The sequence below is a fragment of the Streptomyces uncialis genome (genome assembly GCF_036250755.1).
Taxonomy (GTDB): domain Bacteria; phylum Actinomycetota; class Actinomycetes; order Streptomycetales; family Streptomycetaceae; genus Streptomyces; species Streptomyces uncialis.
The window spans coordinates 8,253,927-8,274,913 of record NZ_CP109583.1; the positions used below are offsets into that span (position 1 = coordinate 8,253,927).

Genomic DNA, 20,987 nt, shown 5'->3' on the forward strand with positions numbered 1-20,987 from the left:
ATTTCGTTGCTCAACGAACTATATGAGGGGTGGGGGGAGAGGGTCAAACGTGTACCGGGCCCACCGGGGCGGCGTTCCCGGCCCGGACGGCCGCCAGCGCTCCGGCGACGGGCACCACATCGTTCACGGCCATCTCGATCCGCTCGTACACCTCCGGATTGAGGATCGTCGTCCCGTCGAAGTCGCCCGAGTTGAGATAGATCCCGGCCGGGGCGGTCCATGCCTGGAGGAAGCCGAACAGCGGGCGCATCGCGTGCTCGATCACCAGCGCGTGCCGGTCGCTGCCGCCGGTGGCCGCCAGCAGCACGGGCTTCGCGGCCAGTCCGTACTGGTCGACCAGGTCGAAGAAGTGCTTGAACAGTCCCGTGTACGAGCCCCGGAAGACGGGGGTGGCCGCGATCACGAGATCGGCCTCCTCCACCGCCCGCAGCGCGTCGGCGACCTCGTCGTCCACCTGGTCCCGGTCCGTCGCCCCGGTGAACGCCGGCCCCAAGGTGTGCAGTTCGATCAGCCGGGTGTCCACGGCGGTCCGCGCGGCCAGGGTCGCGAGGATCAGCTCCACCAGCGCCGTCGTCCTCGACGGGGCGCTGAGCGTGCCCACCACCGCCACGACCCGCAGCGGGGCGGCGGTCATGCCGTCACCCGCGCCGCGGACGCCTCCAGCGAGGCGATCTCCTTGCGGACCACCGGCGCGACCTCCGCGCCGAGCAGTTCGATCGACTTGAGCGCCTCACGCTGCGGCACATTGCCGAAGCCGAGCTGGATCATCATGCGGTCGTGGCCGAACACCTCGTACTGGGCCATGATCTTGTCGGTCACTTCCTGGACACTGCCCAGGAAGAACGCGCCCGCCGGGGTCGCCTGCGCCTCATAGGCCATCTTCGGCATCGGGACGCCCTGGCCGCGCTGATGGTGGTTGGCCATCCACCCGGCCTGGAAGTACGGATGCGACACCTTGACGGCCTCCTGATGCGTGGCGGCGACGAAGCCGGGCGAGTTCACGGAGACCTTGAGCTTCTCCGGGGCGTGCCCCGCCTCGGCCCCGGCCTTGCGGTACAGGTCGACGAAGGGCGCGAACTGGCGGTAGCTGCCCCCGATGATCGCCAGTGACAGCGGCAGTCCGAGGCGCCCGGCGCGCACCACCGAGGCGGGCGTGCCGCCGACCGCCACCCAGACGGGCAGCTCACGGTCGGGGCGCGGGGTGATGTCGGCGTTCATCAGCGGGGGCCGCAGCGAGCCCCGCCAGGTCACCGGGTTCTCCTCCCGCAGCTTCAGCAGCAGGTCCAGCTTCTCGGCGAACAGCTCCGAGTACTCGTTCAGGTCGTAGCCGAAGACGGGGAAGGACTCGATGTACGAGCCGCGCCCCGCGATGATCTCCGCCCGGCCGCCGGACAGCAGGTCGAGCGTCGCGAACTGCTGGAAGACCCGTACCGGGTCGTCGGAGCTGAGGACGGTGACCGCGCTGGACAGCTTGATCGTGCGGGTGTTCTCCGCCATCGCCGCCAGCAGGACGGCGGGGGAGGACACCGCGAAGTCCGTACGGTGGTGCTCGCCGACGGCGAAGATGTCCAGCCCCGCCTCGTCGGCCGTCCGCGCCTGCTCCACGAGTTCCCGCAGTCGCGTACCCGGGGCGGGCGGCTGGTGGGTGGTGGGGTCGGGCGTCAGCTCGCCGAAGTGGTAGATGCCCAGTTCAAAAGCCATGGTTCGGATCTCTCCGCGCGTCGATTTATTAGTTGCGCAACGAACAACATGGTGAGTCCCTGATCGTATTCCCGCAGGCCCCGGGCCCGGCGGAGCCATGTCCCCCGACCAGGAACGACTCGAAAATCCCGCCCCCACCCGGCACAGGCACATCCCCCGCCGCGCGCCGGACAGCGCCCCCGACCGGATTCCCGCCGTCGGCGGTCTTGTGCTCCGGGTGGTTGAGCCGTACACAGACCGTGTCCGAGATGACGTCCCCAGCGCATCAGCGCGCACAGGAGGTTCCATGCCGCCCCCGTCCCGCCGTCTCCGACGCGGACTTCTCGCGCTCGTCCTCGTCCCGACGGTCGCCGCGGTCCCCCTGACCCTCCCGCCCCCGCCCGCCGCCGCCGCGGACGCCGACGCCCCCTATCTCGTCGGCCGGGGCATCTCCGATGTGACCGGGGAGGCCGCGGAGACCGGGATGATGGGCTACTCCAGCTTCGACCAGAAGACCTCCGGCATCCACCAGCGGCTGCGCTCCCGGGCCTTCGTCGTCGCGGACCGCGCGAGCGGACGGCGTGTGGTGTACGTCAACGCCGACCTCGCGATGATCTTCCAGTCCGTCCGCCAGGGCGTCCTCGACCGGCTGGGCGAGCGGTACGGCGATCTCTACCGCGGCGAGAACGTCCTGCTCTCCGCCAACCACACCCACTCCGGACCGGGCGGCTACTCCCACCACCTCGCCTACAACCTGTCCGTGCTGGGCTTCCAGAAGGGCACCTACCAGGCGGTGGTCGACGGGATCGTCGAGTCCGTCGTGGCGGCCCACGAGGACCTGCGGCCCGGCACCCTCGCCGTGGGCACCGGCACCCTCACCGACGCGAGCGTCAACCGCTCCCGGTCCGCCTTCGACCGCAACCCCGCCGCCGACAAGGCCGCCTTCCCCGACGCCATCGACCCCGCGATGACCGTGCTCCGGCTGCGCCAGGGCGACAAGGACGCGGGCGCGATCAGCTGGTTCGCCACCCACAACACTTCGGTCACCAACAAGAACACCCTGATCAGCCCGGACAACAAGGGCTACGCCGCCTACACCTGGGAACACGACCACGAAGGGGTGCGCTATCTCGACGACACCCCGGGGTTCGTCGCCGCGTTCGCCAACACCAACGCCGGTGACATGTCACCCAATCTGAATCTGCGGCCCGGCTCCGGCCCCACGGAGGACGAGTTCGAGAACACCCGGATCATCGGTGAGCGGCAGTTCACCAAGGCCCGCGAGGTCTTCGAGGACGCGGCCCCCGCCCCCGGCGGTGTCGACGCCCGGCTCACCCACGTGGACATGGAGAACGTGGCCGTCTCCGGCGCGTACACCACCGACGGCCGCCCCCAGCGCACCTGTCCGGCCGTCGTCGGCGCCTCCACCCTCGCGGGCAGTGTCGAGGACGGACCCGCGCTCCCCGGTTTCACCGAGGGCATGCGCAGCCCCGTCGCGTCGCTGGCCGAATCGCTCAGGACCGAGGTGCCGGCCTGGCTGAAGAGCTGCCAGTACCCCAAGGCGAGCCTCGTCCCCACCGGTCTGATGAGCGGTCTGTACCCCGTGACCCCGCGTATCCTGCCGCTCCAGATCGTCCGTCTCGGACCGCTGCATCTGGTCGCCGCACCGGGGGAGTTCACCATCACCGCGGGATTGCGGGTCCGCCGCACGGTCGCCCGGGAACTCGGGGTGCCCCTCGAACGCGTCCTCCTCCAGGGCTACGCCAACTCCTACAGCCAGTACGCGACGACACCCGAGGAGTACGACGCGCAGAACTACGAGGGCGGCTCCACCCTCTACGGCCGCAACACCCTGCCCGCGTACCAGCAGGAGTTCGCCAAGGTCGCGGCCTCCCTGCGGGACGGCACCCCGATCCCCGGGGGCGCCACCCCGCCCGACGAGTCGGGCCGCCAGATCAACCTCCAGACCGGTGTGGTCCTCGACAGCCCGCCCGCCGGCCGTTCCTACGGTGAGGTGCTGACCCCGCCGGCCGCGTCGTATCCGCGCGGGGCCACCGCGACGGCCGCGTTCGTCACCGGCCATCCCAAGAACAACCTGCGGCGCGGCGGCACCTTCCTGGAGGTGCAGCGGCTCGTCGACGGCCGCTGGGAACGTGTACTGGACGACGGCGACTGGGCGACCACCTACCGCTGGACCCGGCTCAACGCCGTGCTCGGCACCTCCAAGGCGACCCTGACCTGGCGGATCGGCCCCGGCACCCCGGCGGGCACCTACCGCTTCGTCCACCACGGCGACGCGAAGAACTTCTGGGGCCGGATCACCCCCTTCACCGGCACATCCGGCACCTTCACCGTCGGCTGACGCCACCGGCGGGCCGGGACCCGGCGGACGGACCTGCTGCGACGATCCAAGGACGGGACCGAAACGGCCGCCCCGCGCGAAGTGCTGCGCGGGGCGGCCGTCGGTGGACGATCCGGGTCCGGGTATCGGGTGCGGGTGCGGCGGAGGGTACCGGTCCGGCGGGGACTGTCCCGGTGCCGTGCGCTCCCGGGCGGGATCAGTCGCAGGTGACCTCGTCGCGCGGGGTGTAACGGGTGTTGAAGGGCTCCCGCTTGACCTCCTTGCCACCGTCGATGAAGATCCGCTCGACGGTCACGTCGAACCCTTCCAACGGGGTCTGCGGCTGGCAGTCCTTCTTCGCGCCGGGCAGCTTCTTCGGCTCCTGGACATTGGTACGCGGTCCCTTGCTCGCCTCGACCGCGTCGTACTTCTTGGTGCCGAGGAAGGTCACCGTCACCGAGGTGTCGGTGGCCTCCGTGGCGATGTACAGGGCCTTGCCCGAGTCGTTGGTGAACTTCAGGTCGAGGCTGCCCCACGCCACCGTGGCCTCCCGGCCCTCCGGATAGCGCTCGATGTAGAAGGAGTGCGCGCCGTACTCCACGGGCTTGACCCCCGCGAAGAAGATCGCGTTGAACATCGCCGTCGCCACGGTGGAGACACCGCCGCCACCGGCCTTGGTGTACTTGCCGTCGAGGATGATGATGCCGTCGACGAAACCGTTCTCCGTGGTGCGCTCGCCCACGGTGTCGTTGAAGCTCCAGGTCTCCCCGGGCAGCACCGTCGAACCGTTGATCAGCTCGGCGGCCCGGCCTATGTTCTTCGTGCGGTACTCGGCGCGCTCGAAGTTCGCGGTGAAGGACGACACCTTCTCCGTCATCCCCATCTCCGCGACCTTCGCCCGGGTGAGCTCGGGCTGGGAGAGGACGGTGTCCACCTTGCCGATGCGCTCCGGTCCCGAGCCGGTCAGCAGCGGCAGCACGGCCTTGCCCAGGGCCTCGGCGGTGACCTTCTGCCCCGGCTTGCCGTCCCGCGCCACCTCGACGCGCTCGCCGACGACGCGAAGTGTGGCGTCGACCGGCTCCGTCGTCACCGCGCGTACCGAAGCGGCCACGGCCGGGTCCTTGTACAGGCCCTTCTCGTCGAGACGCGGGACGAGACGCTGACTGTCGTCGGGCCGCATCGTCAGATGATCGCCGAACGTCGCCGGGTCGATCGTGACGCGCCCCTCACCGGTGGTGAGCGTGACGGGCGCCGACATCGCGGGCCGCGCGAACTCGCGCAGCGCGCGGTCCGTCTCGGCCTTGCCGATCCTCGGCTCCTTCTCCTCCACGGGCAGCTCGATCCGCCCGGGGTTCTCGGCGAAGTACGCGTCCCGCACCGGGTCGACCGATCCGTCGATGTCCAGCGTCTGGCCGGTGACCGGCCGTACCGCCTTCGCCGCGCCCTCGCTGAAGGAGACGGCGCCCTCACGGACCTTGCGGTCGTGCTTCTCCGCGAGCCCCCGCAGGGCGGCCCGGGTGGCGTCCTCGTCCATCGCGAGCACGGGGTCGACCGCGCCGCCACGGGAGGTGAACAGATCACCGATCACCGTGAAGGGGTCGTAGCTGGAGCGGACCGCGCGGGAGGCGGTCTCCTCGGTGTCGAGCCGGAGCCCGGCCGCCGCGGGGTCGAGCCGGTCCGTACGGTCCCCGACGGTCACCGTGAGCGGGGCCGTTGCCGTGGCCGCCAGCTCCCGGTCCAGTTTCTCCTTGGCCTCCGGCTGGCTCAGCCCACCGAGGTCCACCCCGCGCACCGTGGTGCCGGAGGGAGCCTCGTCGCCGGTCACCAGCAGCCCGGTCAGATAGAGGGCCCCCGCGCCGAGCACGACAGCGCCACTCGCGACGGCGGCGGGATGTATTCGGCGGCGCATGGGACTCCCAGAAGATGACCGGCACGGATCAGTCCGGACATGGCCCGGCCGGTGTGACGAACGCACTGGACGCTACCGTGCCATAAGTAAGCGAATAGTAAGAAACGGAGGTAGGGATAACCGGCCACCGGCCCACCGGCCGCTACCGTCGCCTTCCCCGCTTCGCCGCCCGGACACCGTCCCAGCGCCCCCGGCCCGGCCCCGCCCGCCCGGCCTGCGGGCCCTCACCCGGCGGCAGTTCGCACGCCGTGAGATGACGGCCGTCCGCTGCCCCGCGCCGCGCGCCGGGCCGCCGACCGCGCCGGACGTGGAAACCCCCGGCCCCGCCCTCCCCGGTGGGCGTGACAAGACCGACACGGGAGCACCCCGCTTCCGCGCCTTCCAGCGCGAACCCCGCGACGGGCGCCGTACCCGGCACCGCGCTCGCGGCCCGCGCCGACCTACTACGGTGTGTAGAAGATCAATGGCCGGATCGTGACGGTCGTACCGGGCGGCGGATCATGAACGGCGACCCCCATGATCCGGACCGGCGGCGCCTGTTGCGGGTGCGGTGAGCCGTACCGGCGGCCGGGGGAGGGAGTGCGATGATCAACGGATCTACTAAGGTGGTTCCCACATGCGTCGCGCCGGGAGGACTCCACGGCGACCACGCGTACGCGGTAGCACGTGCCACGGCGACGGGCACGGAGCTGAGGGAGGCGGACCGATGCGGACCTGGACAGCACGTCAATGGCTGGCCGCGGCGGCGGTGACGGTGGCCGCCGGTGCGGCGATCGGGATTCCGACCGGGGTCGTCGACACCCCGCTGTACGCCCGGATGACCGCCGTGCTCTGGTGGAACTACCCGGTCTGGGCGCTGTCCTCGCTGCTCGTGGGACTGCTGGTGGCGACGTACGTGGGTCAGCCGCCCGCGGTCCGGGCCAGGGGTCCGCGCGGACCGCGCGCCGTCGCCGCCGCCCTGCTGTCCGCGTTCGCGGTCGGCTGCCCGGTCTGCAACAAGCTCGTCGTCCTCGCCCTCGGCACGAGCGGGGCCCTGTCCTACTGGGCCCCCGCGCAGCCCCTGCTCGCGATCGCCTCACTGGCGCTGCTCGTCCACGCCCTGGTGCGGCGGCTGCGCACGGTGGCCGACTGCCCGGTGCCGGTCACCGCGTCGTCCACCAAGGCCGACGGCGCACCGGTCGCCTGACGGACGGCCGCGCGGACCACGGGCGCTCCCGTGACGCCTCGCGGGGGCGCACCCGAGGGGCGCCTGAGACGTACGTCTTCGTGGAGCCGTGGGCCGAGGGGCGCCCGACGGTCAGCGCGGCGTGGGGCGCCAGGCGGCTTCGGCGTCCTGGGCGGTGGGATGGGTCGGGAAGACCTGGTCCAGGCCGACGATGCGGAAGATCCGGCTGACCCGGTCGGGGACCGCGGCCAGCGCGATGGTCGCCTGCGCGGCCAGGGCGTGGTTGCGGGCGGCGAGCAGGACCGTGATGCCGGTGGAGTCGCAGAAGGTGAGGCTCCCCAGATCGACGACCAGCTGCTGGCCCGGACACAACGCCAGTCCGGGCAGGACGGCGCGTACCTCCGGCGCGGTGAGGTGGTCGAGCTCCCCGGCGACCGCGACGACCGGCCCGGCGGCCGTGCTGCGGGTACGGACGGTCAGCTGCCTGGTCACCGCTGCTCCTCACCGGGGGGCCGGGGCGCGTGGACGGCGAGGACGGCGGTGTCGTCGTCCACGCCGGTGCCGAGGGTGTCGAGCAGGCCGCGGACCGCGTCGACGGTGTCCGACGCGGTGGCGGGGGCCAGCGCGCGGGCGAAGTCGAGAAGGGCGTCGTCGCCGTAGCGTTCCCCGCCGCCGGAGGTGGCGTCGGTGCGGGCCTCGGTGAGGCCGTCGGTGTACAGCAGCAGGGTGTCGCCGGGGGCGAGGCGCACGGTGGTGGTGGCGATATGGGCCTCGGGCAGGACACCGATGAGCTGTCCGCCGGGGGTGGGCAGGAAGTCGGCGGTGCCGTCGGCCCGCAGCAGCAGGGCGGGCGGATGTCCGCCACCGGCCAGGGTGATGTGGAAACCGCCTTTCTCGGGGTCGAGCGTGAGCAGTCCGAAGACGACGGTGCAGAACCGGGGATCGGCACCGTTGTACTCGTGGTTGAGCACCGTGTTGAGGTTGCCGAGCACGGCCACCGGGTCGGGGTCGTAGACGGCGGCGGCGCGCAGGGTGTAGCGGGCCAGGGAGGTGACGGCCGCGGCGGCGGCGCCCTTGCCGCACACATCGCCCAGGAACAGGCCCCAGGTGTCCGGGGCCAGGGGGAAGAGATCGTAGAAGTCGCCGCCGACCTCGTCCGGGGAGGCGAGATGGTAGTGCGTGGAGACATCCAGGCCCGGCATGTTCTCCAGCGCCGGCGGCAGCAGCGTCTTCTGCAAGGTGGCGGCCAGCACCCGGAGGCGGTCGCGTTCCTGGTCGGCCTCCTTGCGGGCGCGCAGCAGCTCGGTCTCGTAGGCGCGCCGGTCGCGGGCGTCGAAGAGCGTGGTGCGGACGAGCAGCGGCTGCCCGTTGCTGCCCCTCTTCAGGGTGGAGGTGACCAGGACCGGCAGGCGGGTGCCGTCGGCGGCCTTCAGCTCCAGGGCGATGCCGCTGATCTCGCCCTGCATCCGCAGCAGCGGGGCGAAGTGGGTCTCGTGGTAGAGCCGGCCGCCGACGGTCAGCAGGTCGGAGAAGTGCTTGCGGCCGACCAGGTCACCGCGCCGGTAGCCGAGCCAGTCCAGCAGCGTGGTGTTGACCTTCGCGATCCGGCCGTCCAGCTGGGTCGAGAGATAGCCGCAGGGGGCGTGCTCGTAGAGGTCCTCGACGCTGTCCTCCAGCAGCGCGGAGAACTGCGCCTGCTCGTCCCCCGGGGCCTCGTCCTTTCTCGGACCGTTCTGGTCGTCGTCGGTCCTGCTCATCACGGGGTGCCTCCCGCGAACGCGGCGATCGCCGCGGCGGTCTCGTCGGGGGCGGCGAGCTGCGGGCAGTGTCCGGTGGCGTTCAGCGTGACGAGCTGGCTGCCCGGTATCCGCGCGTGCACGAACGCGCCCACCTCGGGCGGGGCGATCGCGTCACGGGAGCACTGCGCGACGAGGGTGGGCACCGTCACCCCGGCGAGGTCGGCGCGGTTGTCGGACAGGAAGGTGACCCGGGCGAAGACCCTGGCGATCTCCGGGTCGGTACGGCAGAAGCTGCTCGTCAGTTCCTCGCCCAGCTCCGGCCGCTCCGGGTTGCCCATGATGACCGGCGCCATCGCACCCGACCAGCCCAGATAGTTGGCGTCGAGCGACTCCAGCAGCTCGTCGATGTCCTCGGCGCTGAACCCGCCCCGGTAGCCGGTGTCCGGGTCGTCGATGAAGCAGGGCGACGGGGCCAGCAGGACGAGCCCGGTGAACGCCCCGGGCTCCTTCGCGGCGGCCAGCACCCCCATCATGGCGCTGACCGAGTGCCCGACGAACGTCACCGGGCCCAGTGCCAGCTCCCGGCACAGCTCCAGCAGGTCGTCGACGTATCCGTGCAGGGTCGAGTACCGCTCCCGGCTCCATGCCGAGAGGTCCGAGTTCCCCGCGCCGACATGATCGAAGAGGACGACGGTGAAGTCGCGCTCCAGCGCCGGCACGATCAGCCGCCACATGTTCTGGTCGCACCCGAACCCGTGCGCCAGCATCACCACAGGGCCGCCGGGCCGCCCCGACACCGTCACATGGTTCCTGCTCCGCACATCCATATGGCACATACTCGCAGAGACCGCCCGGGCCGCCCGCGGAGCATGCCACCGGGTGCGCGCGCCGTCGGCCCCGGCACCCCGGTCGCCGCCCCGCCGGAACCGTCAGTGGTGCGAGGTCACCGCCACCGGGCAGGGGGCGTGGTGCAGCGCCGCGTGCGCCACCGAACCGATACGGCCGCCGATGGGCGTGTACCGGGCCCTGCGCCCCACGACCAGCAGCTGTGCCCCGGTGGACGCGGCGAGCAGGACCTGACCGGCGCTGCCGATCTCCACATGCTCCACGACGCGGACGTCCGGGAACTTCTCGCGCCAGGGCGCCAGGGCCTCGCGCAGGGATTTGCGCTCCAGCGGCTCCAGCCCGCCGGCCTCGTCGGTGAGCCGCAGGAACTCGGAGCTGTAGGCGTGCAGCGGCGGCAGGCTCCAGGCCCGTACCGCGCGCAGGGCGGCGCCGCGCGCGGCGGCCGCCGCGAACGCGAACGCGAGCGCCGGTCCGCTGTCCTCGGCGCTGCCCTGCTGGCCGACGACGACCTCGCCCGCGCGCGGCGGCGGCCTGTCCCCGGGGGACCGGACGGAGACCACGGGGTGCCGTGCCTCCGCGATCACCTGCCGGCCGTAGGAGCCGAGCAGGAAGCCCAGGACGGGGCCCTGTCCCTTGGAGCCGAGCACCAGCATCTCCGCCGTCCGGGCGGCGCCGAGCAGGGCGTCCACCGGGTCCTCGGCGACCACCTCGGAGCTGATCTCCAGCTCCGGGCGCCCCTCGGCCGCCCGTGCGTCGGCCTTCGTCACGACGGCCTCGGCCGCGCGGCTCAGGGCGTCCCCGCCGCCGGTCAACGGGACGTCGCGCGGCTCCCACCAGGGGGCGTGGACGATACGCAGGGGGAGCCGCCGCAGGGCCGCCTCATGGGCCGCCCAGTCGACGGCCGCCAGACTCTCCGGTGAGCCGTCCACCCCAACAGCGATTGCGCGGGCCATTGCCATGCCTCCTTGTGACGCGACGGAGCGGCAACGCTACCGCCCCTCCCCGCAGCCTTCCGGATCATGGCCCGCCGGGGGAGGGCCGATCGTCCCGAATCCAGGAACCGGCCGGTCGGGGCCGCCCTGGCGTCCCAGGCGGCCGTGCCGGATCCCACGAGGGCGGGCGCCTTCCCGCCGCCGCCCGGTACCCACCGGCGGGCGTGCGGGGCTCACCACTAGGCTGCCGGGATGACCTCGGTGACGTACCTCTCGGAGCTGTTCTCACTGGACGGCAGGGTGGCCCTGGTGACGGGCGGCAGCTCGGGGATCGGCCGGGCGGTGGCCGGGGCGCTGGCGCGGGCGGGCGCCCGGGTGGTGATCGTGGCGCGCGGCGAGACGGAACTCGCGGCGACCGTGGCCGAGCTGACGGCCGAGGGCCGCGAGGCGGCCTGGGTGAGCGCCGATCTGAGCGCCCGCGAGGGGGTGCGCGCGGCGGCGGAAGCGGCGGCGGCCGTGTTCGGGGAGCCGGACATCCTGGTGAACAGCGCGGGCATCAACCTCCGTCCTCCGCTGGGTGAGCTGGGCGAGGACGTCTGGGACACCACCATGGCCGTGAACCTGGAGGCGCCGTTCCTGCTGGGGCAGCGCTTCGGCCCCGGGATGGCCGCGCGGGGATTCGGCCGGATCATCCACATCACCTCGCAGCAGGCGCACCGGGCGTTCGTGCAGAGCGGCGCGTACGGCGTCTCCAAGGGCGCGCTGGAGTCGCTGGCCCGCTCGCAGGCCGAGGCGTGGTCACCGCACGGTGTCACCTGCAACACCCTGGTACCGGGTTTCGTCATGACCCCGCTCAACCAGCGGCTGTCGTCCGACCCCGACCGGGTCGCGGCGCTCGCCGCCCGCACCATGGTCGGACGCAACGGCCTGGCCGAGGACTTCGCGGGCGCCGCCGTGTTCCTGGCGAGCGGGGCGTCCGCCTATGTGACGGGCCAGTCCCTCTTCGTCGACGGCGGCTTCTCGACCCACTGACCATGCGGCCCACCGACCCGGCGACGCGCGGACCGACGGCCTTCCGATCGGCTTGCCCTCCGCCCGGCGACCGCGTCCACCGGCGACCCACTGACCGACCACGTGCGGACCGGTGGCCCGCTGACCCGCTTCGCCGCGACCGTCGACGCCGCGACCGTCGACGCCCCGACCGGCCACGCACCGTCCCGCCCCGCCGCGCCCGGTCCCCTCCCGAGGACCGGGTGCGGCGCGGACACCGTCAGGCGTCGGCGTGTTCCGCCGTCCGCCGGGAGGCCGCCCGCCGGGACGCCGTCGGTACGGCGGGTATGCCGGTACGGCGGTCGCGCCGCTCCAGCGCCCCCGCCCACAGGGCCCCGGCGAGTCCGAGGAGGGCGAGCGCGGCGCCGACCCAGGCGACCGAGGGATAGCCCCAGCCCGCCGCGATCGTCGCGCCGCCCAGTGCCGGGGCCAGGGTGTTGCCGATGTTGAAGGCGGCCGTGTTGGTGGCGCCGACGAGGGTCGGGGCGCCCGGTGCGAGGGTGAAGACCCGGGCCTGGAGGGCCGGGTTGGTGACATATCCGGCCAGGCCGAGGACGAAGACCAGCACCAGGGTGACGACGGTGTGCCGGGCCGTGAGCGCGAGCGCGGCGGAGGCCACGGTCAGCACCGCGAGTCCGGCGACGAGCGTCGGCACGGACCGCTCCTCGGGCTGCCGTCCGCCGATCGTCATACCGACCAGCCCGCCGACCCCGAACAGCGCCAGCACCACGGGCACCCACCCCTCGGACATCCCGCTCACGCCGGTCAGCAGCGCGGCGAGATAGCTGAAGGTGACGATGACCGCGCCGAAGGCGAAGGCCGTGACGGCGTACGAGAGCCACAGCTGGGGCCGCCGCATGGCCCGCAGCTCCGCGCGGACCGTCCGGGGCTCCTCGCGCGCGCCCTTGCCGCCGGGCACGGCGAACACCGTGCAGACGAGGCTGACGAGGGTCAGGACGGCGACGCCCCAGAAGGCCGCGCGCCATCCGGCGAACTGGCTGAGCACCGTACCCGCCGGGACGCCCACGATGGTGGCCAGGGTCAGTCCGCCCGCCACCACCGCGACGGCCCTGGCCTTCGCGTCCGCCGGTACGAGCGCCACGGCCGTCGCCACCGCCACCCCCCAGAACCCGGCGTAGGCGAGGGCGCTGACGATCCGGGTGGCGAACAGCGGCCCGTAGCCGGGCGCCAGCGCGCCGACGACGTGCGCGGCGATGAACACGCCCTGGAGGGCGACGAGCGCGGTGCGGCGCGGCCAGCGCAGTGTGGCGACGGCGAGCAGGGGCGCGCCGACGACCATCCCGATCGCGAAGGCGGAGATGAGCAACCCGGCGTCGGGGATCGAGACACCCAGATCGTCGGCCATCCCCGGGAGCAGCCCGGAGAGCATGAACTCCGAGGTTCCCTGGGTGAAGATCCCCAGTCCGAGGACGTAGACGGCTAAGGGCATGAGTGTTCCTCCGGTGTACGGGCGGTGCCGCGGTGGACAGGTCAACGCCGATACGGCACAGCGGCGTTCGACGTCGCGGTGTGCCCGGCCCGAAGGACGCTAGCATGTTTTGAAGCAACCGCTTCAGAACTGGCGGAAGGCCGCCGGAGGCCAAGGCGCGCATGGCGCGGGGCCGTTGAGAGGCGATAACCGGGGGTTTGGTGCGGTCGCTTCAGAACCCCTACGATCGCGTCATGGCACGGCCACGGAAGTTCGACGAGGCCCGGGCGGTCGGCTCCGCGATGGACGCCTTCTGGCGGCAGGGCTACCACGCGACGTCCACCAGGGACCTGACCGACCGCACCGGCGTCGGACCGTCCAGTCTGTACAACACCTTCGGCGACAAGCGGCAGCTCTATCTGCGGACCCTGCGCGAGTACTTCGCCGTCCACACCGCCGAACAGACCCGCGGGCTGCGCGCACCGGGACCGGCCAAGGAACGGCTGCGCCACCTCATGGTCCACGCGGTCGACCTGGACCTGTCCGGGACCGGACCCGCGGGCTGCTTCGCGGTCAACGCGCTGATCGAGATGGGGAGCGAGGACCCGGACGTCGCCGAGGAACTCCAGCGCCACTTCGGCGCCGTGGAGGACGCGTTGACCGACACCGTGGCGGAAGGGCAGCGCGACGGCGGGATCACCGCACCGGGCGACGCGCGCACCCTCGCCCGCCAGGTCCTCAGCACGTACTACGGGCTGCGGGTCCTCGCCCGGGTCCAGAAGGACCGGCAGGCGCTGCTCGCCGTCGCGGACAGCGCCCTCGCCGCACTCTGATCCCGGGGCGACACGGGCGTGCGGGCCTGGGACGGCTACTGAGCCGCCGTGGCCGCCAGCGGAGCCCGCTCATGGGCGGACGGAGCGACGGCCTCCGCCGCGCCCACGGGCTGTGCGCGAGCGCTGACGAGCAGGTTCACCGGCTCCTGCGCACCCGACGGCAGACCGTCCAGCGGTTCCCACACCACATCGGTGAACCCGGAGGCCCGCAGGGTCTTCTCGATGGTCTCGCAACTCCAGTACCGCGCGGGCAGCGTCGTCGGGGGAGTCGTGGGGATCGTCAGGGGTGAGGGGTCACCGTCACGGGCGTTGTCGGGACGGTGCACCACGAGACCGTTCATCTGGGCGCTGTCCGCCGGGAGCCGGGGATTGCCCACATAGGCGAGGAAGCGGCCCCCGGGCGCCAGATTGGCCCAGGTCTGCCTCATCATCCGGGCCAGCGTCGCCCGGCTGTCCGCGTAGTGCAGGACCGCGACCGCCACCACGGCGTCGAAGGTGCCGAGGACGGGCATGTCGGCCGCGTCCACGACCTCGTACCGCACCCCGACCGGCTCCCGCTCCTCCAGCGCCCGCGCCACCTCGATCATGCCGGGCGACACATCCACACCCAGCACCTCGGCCGCGCCCCGGCGCCGCAGCAGCCGGGCGTACGCCCCGGAACCGCACCCGAGGTCCAGTACGGAGGCCCCCTCGACCGGGCCGAGGGCACGCAGGAGCGACGGGATCTCGATGAGGCTGCGGTAGGTGCTGAACACCCGCTCCACATCGGTGTAGTCCGCCGCGATCTCGTCGTACTGCTCCGTGAGGGTCAACTGCTCTCTCCTTGTACGTGAACGGGTCTGCTGGGGCGGGGAATCCGGCGCGGCGACCGGTTCCGGGCTGACGACGAGGAATCCCTGCCGGGGGCTGCGCCCGGGGCTCCCGGGTTCCTGGTACAGCGCGGTGACCACCGGCATCAGCTTGTGATAGCAGGTGACCGAGGAGGGGACGCCCAGAATGGCGGGGGTGTCGAGCAGGAAGGGGATCTCCGAGCGTACGTACGCGAGTCCCGCCTGTATCTGCACGGAATCGGCGGAGTGCTCCGTGACGGGGCCGGAATGGTGTTCGAGGAGTTCGCGTACCTGTTCCTCGGCGGCCCGCCGCACCGGCCCGCTGTCGTCGAAATCCCGGTCCAGCCGGCGCAGCACCGCCTGATACGCGGGAAGTTGCGCGCATTCCGACATCGACCGCACCCGGAGCCGCCCGTGCGCGGTGCCCGAGGTCTTCTCCAGGGCACGCCGGATTCTTCGCCGGACATCCTTGAGCATGCTTCTGGTGCGACTGCCGGCCTGGGCCGGGGTGAGTCCCGTCGCGATGAGCATGGCGTCGATATGGGTGTCGATGTACAGGACGTCGACCAGGGTGAAGTGTTCTTCCGCCCAGGCCAGCAGCGAACCCAGCCGTTCCTGATGGAAATAGCTGTTCCCGGCACTCACGCCGATCAGCGCGTGGTCACCGCGCTCATAGATCCGCCGACAGGTCGGGGTGACGGGTTCCACCTCGAACTTCGTCATGTCTCTGCTTCCCTCGGCCGTTCGGATTCCCCGCCGTCAGGTGGTGGCGGGGGAAGCCGGACCCCGCCGGATGAGATCGGAGTCCCGCAGCAGCAGCGTCAGCTTCCCGCACACCTCGTCGAGGAACGCGGTGAGATCCCTGGGAGCCATCGGCCCGCACATGAAATCCTCCAACCGGCCGTGCAGTTCCTGGAGTTCGCTGTTGGTCACACCGCGGTCCCGGAGCAGCACCAGTACCCGCCGGGCGGCGTCGATGCAGCGGAAGGGGCCGTATTGCTGGGGCTCCTCCAGAAGTCCCCGCCCGCTGCTGAGCAGATACGCGGTGAGAAGGAGGAGTTCCTCATCGATCGGCCGGAGTGCCGTTTCCCCAGAACTCATGACTGACTACCTCACTGCGGTCTCGGCGGGGCGGTGATACGAGATCCCTGGCCGGGTGGCCGAGGGGAACCAGGAGCAGGGGTTCGAGATGGCTGGGCAGCCCGAGGATCGTGGCGACGGAACCACGACGGAAACTGGCCGCGGGACAGCCGCCCAGCCCCAGGGAATGGGCGGCGAGCAGCAGGTTCTGCACCGCCATCGCCACGCACAGCAGTCCCTCGTCCCAGAACTCGCCGTCGTCCTTGACCGCGCGGGAACGGTCGAAGCACGCGACCACGACGAGCGGCGGCGGCTCGATCATCCCGGGGGAGAAAGCCCGTACGAGCCGCAGGGTGCGCGGGTCGCGCACGGCCACGAAGGCCCAGGCCTGCTTGTTCCCCCCGGTGGGGGCGGCCAGTATGGCGTCGATCAATTGCTCCAACTGGTCGTCCGACACGGGTTGGTCGGTGAACTGCCGCACCGCACTCCGGGTACGGAGCACACGCATGACGGCTGATGACTGCTGGGTGGACAACGACTTCCTCTCCGAACCCCGAACCGCACTCAAGAGAGTCCCCGTGACGCGGTGTTCGCGAAGCGCCGGGAACCGTGAGGGCGTCGCCGTCGAGCGGCGCGCACCGGAACTGTGGCATGCCCGATCCGGGCCGTTCCCGGCATCCCCGATCCATTCACCCGCGCGGGGTCAAAGTGTGATGGTCCGCTGGTCCGCGATTCCGCCGGTCCTTTGCCCGGAGCATTCCCGGGGGCCGGAACTCCGTGCCATGAACGGGATTTCGGGCCGCTCGTCCGTTGCCTCGGCGCCGGTGTTCCGCCGGGCGGAACGCCGACGTTCCCGTACCGCATGAGGTGTGTGAACGCGGGTAGACGGCCCAAGGTGACCCACGGCCAACTGGAGGAAAGATGCCTGTACCCAAGACGGCCGTCCTGGCGCTCGACTGCGCCGACCCCGAGGCGCTCGCGGAGTTCTACGCGGCCCTGCTCGGCGGTGAGATACGCCCGACCGGTGACCCCGACCTCGTGGAGGTGAGGGGCGAGGACGGATCCGTGCTGGGGTTCCAGCGCGACCACGGCTTCGCGCCGCCGAGCTGGCCCCGGCCCGAGGACGCGCAGCAGGCACATCTGCTGATCATGGTGGCGCGGTCGGACCTCGACGAGGCCGAGCGCGAGGCGGTCAGTCTCGGGGCGACCCCGATGGACGTACAGGGCCGGGGCACCACCCGTGAGGGGCGGCTGCTGTCCGACCCCGCCGGGCACTCGTTCATGCTGCGCTCCCTCAAGTGACCCACGACGGCCCCTCGTGTCCCGGCGGCGACCGAGGCGTCCGGGGCGTCCGGGGTGACCGGGGCGTCCGGCGCGACCGGAGGCGACCGCCGACCGGCACCGGGGCGGCGGTCAGGGGGACCGCGGGGGGCCGACGAGAGTGGTGAGGCGGTCGGTGAGCGCACCCGTGTGGCCGATGTCGGAGCCCGCCCGCCGTGGACGTCAGCCGCGCAGTGACGCCGCGTCACCCATCACCACGACCGGCCGCAGCCGGGGGTCCAGCGCGCGCAGCAGCTCCCGCATCCGGCCGCGCGGCAGCGACACACAGCCCTTGGTGGGGCCGCCGTGGTCCACATGGAGCCAGATCCCGCTGCCCTTGTCCGCGCCCAGCGGCCGGGTCTTGTCGAGCGGCGACGTACCGGGCACCCGGTTGTAGTCGATCGCCAGGACGTAGTCGAAGGAGCCTTCCAGCGACTCGTCGAGGTAGCCCGTGCCGGAGTCGCCGAACTCGATGTCCTGGTCGTACGGCAGCGCGGTGCCCGGGTCGGGCAGCAGCCCGCCCGCGTCACCGAGGCCGAACACCCCGATCGGGCTGCGCAGATCGCCCGCCCGGTGGTCGTCCGTCCAGCCGCGCAGCGCGTTGTGCGCGGGCCAGGGTCCGGCCACGGTGCGCCAGACGCCCTGGGCGCCCTGCTGGTGCAGCGCGGCCGTGCCCGCGCTGGAGTCCCGTCCGGCGCCGGTCACCACGAGGGCCTGCCGGGTCCGGGCCGGAATCCGGGCCCGGGTCCCCGGCCCGAGCCCGGGGACCGCCGCGACCTCACCGGCCGTGCCCGGCCCGGGGCGCCCCTCGATCGGGGGCCGGGCCGACGGGCCCGTCGCACTGCCCGCCTTGGCGTTCAGCGGGGCCGGACCACCGCCCCCGGCCCGTCCGGACCCGGCCCCGGCGGAGCAGCCGGTGAGCAGCAGGGCACCGCACGAGAGCGCGGCCAGCGCGGAACGGGTGGCGCGGACGGTACGAGCGGTACCGGTGGAACGGGAGGTCCGGGCGACGGTCCGGACGGCAGGGCGGGTCCGGAACGTCCGGGTGGGGCTCGCGGGCACGGGAGGGGGCCTTTCGACGACGAGGAGCGGGGCTCGGGGCGGCGCGCGGACGGATTCCGGGGCACCGGTGTGACATCTGTGCCCGGCCCCGGCGCAAACCCCGCATTCCGTTGGGCCGACCCGGCGCCGTTCACCACCCCCGAGTGGCCCGGGAGCCCCCGGACGGCCCACCCCGACGGGCGACCCCGCGGCCGCGCCGCTGGAATGGGCAGATGACCCCGCCGGACGACTGCCTCGCCCGCAACGACTGGATCTGCGGCGAGTACCTGACGACCAGGAGCCATATCCTCACCGACGCGACCGTCCAGCACCTCCAGCTCACCTTCCTCGCGGTGCTGATCGCCCTGGTCGTCGCCGTCCCGCTGGCCGTCGCCGCACGGCGCTGGCGCTGGGCCTCGGGGCCCGTCCTCGCCGTCACCACCGTCCTCTACACCATCCCGTCGCTGGCGATGTTCTCCCTGCTGCTGCCCGCGTACGGGCTGTCCGCGTCCCTGGTGGTCGCCGGACTCGTCCTCTACTCGCTGACGCTGCTCGTCCGGAACATCCTCGTCGGCCTGCGCGGCGTCCCCGAGGAGACCCGGCAGGCCGCCCGCGGCCTCGGCTACGGACCGGTCCGGCTGCTGCTCACCGTGGAACTCCCGCTCGCCCTGCCCGCCTCGATGGCGGGACTGCGGATCGCGACCGTCTCCGCGGTGTCCCTGGTGACCGTCGGCGCCATCGTCGGCTTCGGCGGCCTCGGCAATCTGATCTACGCGGGGATGAACACCTACTTCAAGGCCCAGGTCCTCACCGCGTCCGTGCTCTGCGTCGTCATCGCGGTCGCGGCCGACCTCCTGCTCCTCGGCGTCCAGCGGCTGCTGACCCCCTGGACCCGGGCCGCCCGCGCATGAGCGCCGACCAGGGGAGGCGGCGGCCCTGACCACCCTCACCGACGCCTGGCAGTGGCTCGCCGACCCCGCCCACTGGTCCGGGGACGACGGCGTCTGGCACCGGCTGCTCCAGCACTTCCTGCTGACCGTCGTCTGCCTCGTCATCAGCTGTCTGATCGCCCTGCCCGTCGCCCTGGTCCTCGGCCATCTCGGCAAGGGCGGCGCGCTCGCCGTCAACATCTCCAACGTCGGCCGGGCCGTCCCCACCTTCGCCGTCCTCGTCCTGCTGCTGCTCACCCCGGTCGGCGAGTACGGGGAGGGCCCGACCGTGATCGCCCTGGTGCTGTTCGCGGTACCGCCGCTGCTCACCAACGCCTACGTCGGGATGCGCGGCGTCGACCAGGACGTCGTGCGGGCCGCCCGCGGTATGGGGATGACGGGACGGCAGGTCCTGCTGCGGGTCGAGCTGCCGCTCGCCTCGCCGATGGTGCTCAGCGGGGTCCGGATCGCCGCCGTCCAGCTCGTCGCCACCGCGACCATCGCCGCGCTCGCGGGCGGCGGCGGACTCGGACGGATCATCACCGCCGGGTTCAACCTCGCCAGCACCCCGCAGGTCGTCGCGGGCGCCGTCCTCGTCGCCGTGTTCGCGCTGCTGGTGGAGGGCGTCTTCGAGGCCGTGGAACGGCTGGCGCCGAACCGGGCCCGCGCCGGGCGCGGCGGATGAACCGCCGCGCGGCCCCCGCCGCCGTCCTCGCCCTGCTCTGCCTCACCGCCGGCGGCTGCGCCGGCGGACCGTCCCTGGAGACCCGGGACGCGGTGGCCGCCTCACCCGGCGACAACAAGAACCTCGTCGTCGGCTCGGCGGGCTTCACCGAGAGCGACGTCCTCGCCCAGATGTACGCCCTGCTGCTCAAGGACGCGGGCTACTCCACCCGGATGCTCACCGTCGCCAACCGCGAGCTGTACGAACCGGCCCTGGAGTCCGGCCAGATCGATGTCGTCCCGGAGTACGCCGCCACGTTCGCCGACTGGCTCAACGCCAAGGCGAACGGCCCCGACGCCCCGCCCGCCGGGTCCCCCGATCTGACGACCACCATGGACAATCTGCGCCGTCTCGCCACGCCCCGGGGGCTCACCGTCCTCGATCCGGGCCGCGCCGTGGACCAGAACGCGTTCGCGGTGGCCGCGTCGTACGCGCGCGAGCACCGGCTGAAGACCCTCAGCGACCTCGGACGCTCGGGGCTGAAGGTGCGGCTCGCCGCCGGGGACGAGTGCGTGAAGCGGCCGTACTGCGAGCCCGGCCTCAAGAAGGTGTACGGGATCGACATCACCGGTATCGACCCCAAGGGCGTCGGCACCACCCAGGCCAAGAAGGCCGTGCAGTCCGGGCAGGACCAGATGGTCCTCACCACCACGACCGACGCGACGCTCGCCCAGTTCGGGCTGGTCATCCTCGCCGACGACAAGCACCTCCAGAACGCCGACTACATCGTGCCCGTCGTCAACCGTTCCCGCGCGGGCGGGGCGGGGCCGACCAAGGCCCTCGACAAGCTGAACAAGGTCCTCACCACGGCCGATCTGGCCTCCCTCAACCAGCAGATCGACAGCTGGCGCAGACTCCCACAGGACGTGGCCCGCACCTACCTAGAGGACAAGGGCCTCCTCTGACCCGCTGCGGACGCGCCCCGAAAGAGGCGCGGGGAACCGCGCACCCACGAACGGCCCGCACGGAGACACGTACGTCCAGGGGCGCGACCCCAGGGGCGCGGGGAACTGCGCGAGCAACCACGGGCGACCCGCACCCGAGCGGCGACAACGAGGGGCGCGACCCCAGGGGCGCGGGGAACCGCGCACCCACGAACGGCCCCGCCGGAACAAGCCCGTCCAGGTGGGAAGACCTGG

The 20,987-nt window shown here is 72.4% G+C and carries 20 protein-coding genes; 8 read left to right on the top strand and 12 right to left on the bottom strand.

Annotation, left to right across the window (positions count from 1 at the left end; genetic code table 11):
• Positions 1-43: 43 nt before the first annotated feature.
• Positions 44-634 carry an FMN reductase gene (msuE, locus tag OG711_RS34645; RefSeq protein ID WP_073795719.1) on the bottom strand — a complete coding sequence of 197 codons (591 nt, stop codon included), beginning with the start codon at positions 632-634 and terminating at the stop codon, positions 44-46.
• On the bottom strand, positions 631-1,701 hold the full coding sequence (locus OG711_RS34650) for an LLM class flavin-dependent oxidoreductase (protein ID WP_329562570.1): 1,071 nt from the start codon (positions 1,699-1,701) through the stop codon (positions 631-633). The genes msuE and OG711_RS34650 overlap by 4 nt, the downstream gene beginning before the upstream one ends.
• A 286-nt stretch (positions 1,702-1,987) precedes the next feature.
• Here OG711_RS34650 and OG711_RS34655 point away from each other — a divergent pair, with 286 nt between their 5' ends.
• On the top strand, positions 1,988-4,042 hold the full coding sequence (locus OG711_RS34655; protein ID WP_329562572.1) for a neutral/alkaline ceramidase: 2,055 nt from the start codon (positions 1,988-1,990) through the stop codon (positions 4,040-4,042).
• A 196-nt stretch (positions 4,043-4,238) separates the two neighbouring features.
• Here OG711_RS34655 and OG711_RS34660 read toward each other — a convergent pair whose 3' ends face one another.
• Positions 4,239-5,930: a VanW family protein gene (locus OG711_RS34660; protein ID WP_073795713.1), complete on the bottom strand. Its 1,692-nt coding sequence runs from the start codon at positions 5,928-5,930 to the stop codon at positions 4,239-4,241.
• Positions 5,931-6,636: 706 nt separating this feature from the next.
• Between OG711_RS34660 and OG711_RS34665 the strand changes: the two genes are divergently transcribed.
• Positions 6,637-7,116, top strand: a complete 480-nt coding sequence (locus OG711_RS34665) for a hypothetical protein (protein WP_073795710.1) — start codon at positions 6,637-6,639, stop codon at positions 7,114-7,116.
• A gap of 111 nt (positions 7,117-7,227) precedes the next feature.
• Here the strand turns inward: OG711_RS34665 and OG711_RS34670 are convergent, their stop codons facing one another.
• The 4 genes from OG711_RS34670 to OG711_RS34685 form a co-directional block, all read right to left on the bottom strand.
• A complete protein-coding gene (locus OG711_RS34670; RefSeq protein ID WP_073795708.1) occupies positions 7,228-7,587 on the bottom strand; it encodes an STAS domain-containing protein in 360 nt (119 codons plus the stop codon).
• Positions 7,584-8,852 carry a PP2C family protein-serine/threonine phosphatase gene (locus OG711_RS34675; RefSeq protein ID WP_329562576.1) on the bottom strand — a complete coding sequence of 423 codons (1,269 nt, stop codon included), beginning with the start codon at positions 8,850-8,852 and terminating at the stop codon, positions 7,584-7,586. The genes OG711_RS34670 and OG711_RS34675 overlap by 4 nt, the downstream gene beginning before the upstream one ends.
• Entirely contained in the window at positions 8,852-9,661 is an 810-nt protein-coding gene (locus OG711_RS34680) for an alpha/beta fold hydrolase (protein ID WP_329562578.1), read from the bottom strand. Before OG711_RS34680 ends, OG711_RS34675 begins: the two co-directional genes overlap by 1 nt.
• A 102-nt stretch (positions 9,662-9,763) precedes the next feature.
• The gene (locus tag OG711_RS34685) at positions 9,764-10,633 is read right to left on the bottom strand and encodes a universal stress protein (protein ID WP_329562580.1); all 870 of its coding nucleotides are present in this window, start codon (positions 10,631-10,633) and stop codon (positions 9,764-9,766) included.
• A 231-nt stretch (positions 10,634-10,864) separates the two neighbouring features.
• Between OG711_RS34685 and OG711_RS34690 the strand changes: the two genes are divergently transcribed.
• Entirely contained in the window at positions 10,865-11,644 is a 780-nt protein-coding gene (locus tag OG711_RS34690) for an SDR family NAD(P)-dependent oxidoreductase (protein ID WP_073795697.1), read from the top strand.
• A gap of 238 nt (positions 11,645-11,882) precedes the next feature.
• Here the strand turns inward: OG711_RS34690 and OG711_RS34695 are convergent, their stop codons facing one another.
• Entirely contained in the window at positions 11,883-13,112 is a 1,230-nt protein-coding gene (locus OG711_RS34695; protein ID WP_329562583.1) for a Cmx/CmrA family chloramphenicol efflux MFS transporter, read from the bottom strand.
• A 233-nt stretch (positions 13,113-13,345) separates the two neighbouring features.
• On the opposite strand from OG711_RS34695, the gene OG711_RS34700 reads away from it, so the two are divergent.
• Complete coding sequence (locus tag OG711_RS34700) at positions 13,346-13,924, top strand: TetR/AcrR family transcriptional regulator (RefSeq protein ID WP_073795692.1); 579 nt, start codon at positions 13,346-13,348, stop codon at positions 13,922-13,924.
• Positions 13,925-13,959: 35 nt separating this feature from the next.
• On the opposite strand, the gene OG711_RS34705 is transcribed toward OG711_RS34700, so the two are convergent.
• From OG711_RS34705 to OG711_RS34715, 3 genes are read right to left on the bottom strand one after another with little or no spacing between them, the layout of a single operon-like run.
• Positions 13,960-15,477: a tRNA-dependent cyclodipeptide synthase gene (locus OG711_RS34705; RefSeq protein WP_329562584.1), complete on the bottom strand. Its 1,518-nt coding sequence runs from the start codon at positions 15,475-15,477 to the stop codon at positions 13,960-13,962.
• A 36-nt stretch (positions 15,478-15,513) separates the two neighbouring features.
• Positions 15,514-15,855: a DUF6092 family protein gene (locus OG711_RS34710; RefSeq protein ID WP_073795687.1), complete on the bottom strand. Its 342-nt coding sequence runs from the start codon at positions 15,853-15,855 to the stop codon at positions 15,514-15,516.
• The gene (locus OG711_RS34715) at positions 15,818-16,369 is read right to left on the bottom strand and encodes a nitroreductase family protein (RefSeq protein ID WP_329562587.1); all 552 of its coding nucleotides are present in this window, start codon (positions 16,367-16,369) and stop codon (positions 15,818-15,820) included. The genes OG711_RS34710 and OG711_RS34715 overlap by 38 nt, the downstream gene beginning before the upstream one ends.
• A gap of 386 nt (positions 16,370-16,755) precedes the next feature.
• Between OG711_RS34715 and OG711_RS34720 the strand changes: the two genes are divergently transcribed.
• On the top strand, positions 16,756-17,136 hold the full coding sequence (locus OG711_RS34720) for a VOC family protein (RefSeq protein WP_073795683.1): 381 nt from the start codon (positions 16,756-16,758) through the stop codon (positions 17,134-17,136).
• A 201-nt stretch (positions 17,137-17,337) separates the two neighbouring features.
• Here OG711_RS34720 and OG711_RS34725 read toward each other — a convergent pair whose 3' ends face one another.
• Positions 17,338-18,216, bottom strand: a complete 879-nt coding sequence (locus OG711_RS34725) for a hypothetical protein (protein ID WP_245877059.1) — start codon at positions 18,214-18,216, stop codon at positions 17,338-17,340.
• 212 nt (positions 18,217-18,428) lie between these two features.
• On the opposite strand from OG711_RS34725, the gene OG711_RS34730 reads away from it, so the two are divergent.
• Genes OG711_RS34730 through OG711_RS34740 form a run of 3 tightly spaced genes read left to right on the top strand, consistent with a single transcriptional unit; the run spans position 18,429 to position 20,753 of the window.
• Positions 18,429-19,106 (top strand): ABC transporter permease, encoded by a 678-nt coding sequence (locus tag OG711_RS34730; protein WP_073795680.1) that lies wholly within the window; start codon positions 18,429-18,431, stop codon positions 19,104-19,106.
• Positions 19,107-19,131: 25 nt separating this feature from the next.
• Positions 19,132-19,809, top strand: a complete 678-nt coding sequence (locus tag OG711_RS34735; protein ID WP_073795678.1) for an ABC transporter permease — start codon at positions 19,132-19,134, stop codon at positions 19,807-19,809.
• Positions 19,806-20,753 carry an ABC transporter substrate-binding protein gene (locus OG711_RS34740; RefSeq protein ID WP_266512225.1) on the top strand — a complete coding sequence of 316 codons (948 nt, stop codon included), beginning with the start codon at positions 19,806-19,808 and terminating at the stop codon, positions 20,751-20,753. The genes OG711_RS34735 and OG711_RS34740 overlap by 4 nt, the downstream gene beginning before the upstream one ends.
• Positions 20,754-20,987: the final 234 nt, after the last annotated feature.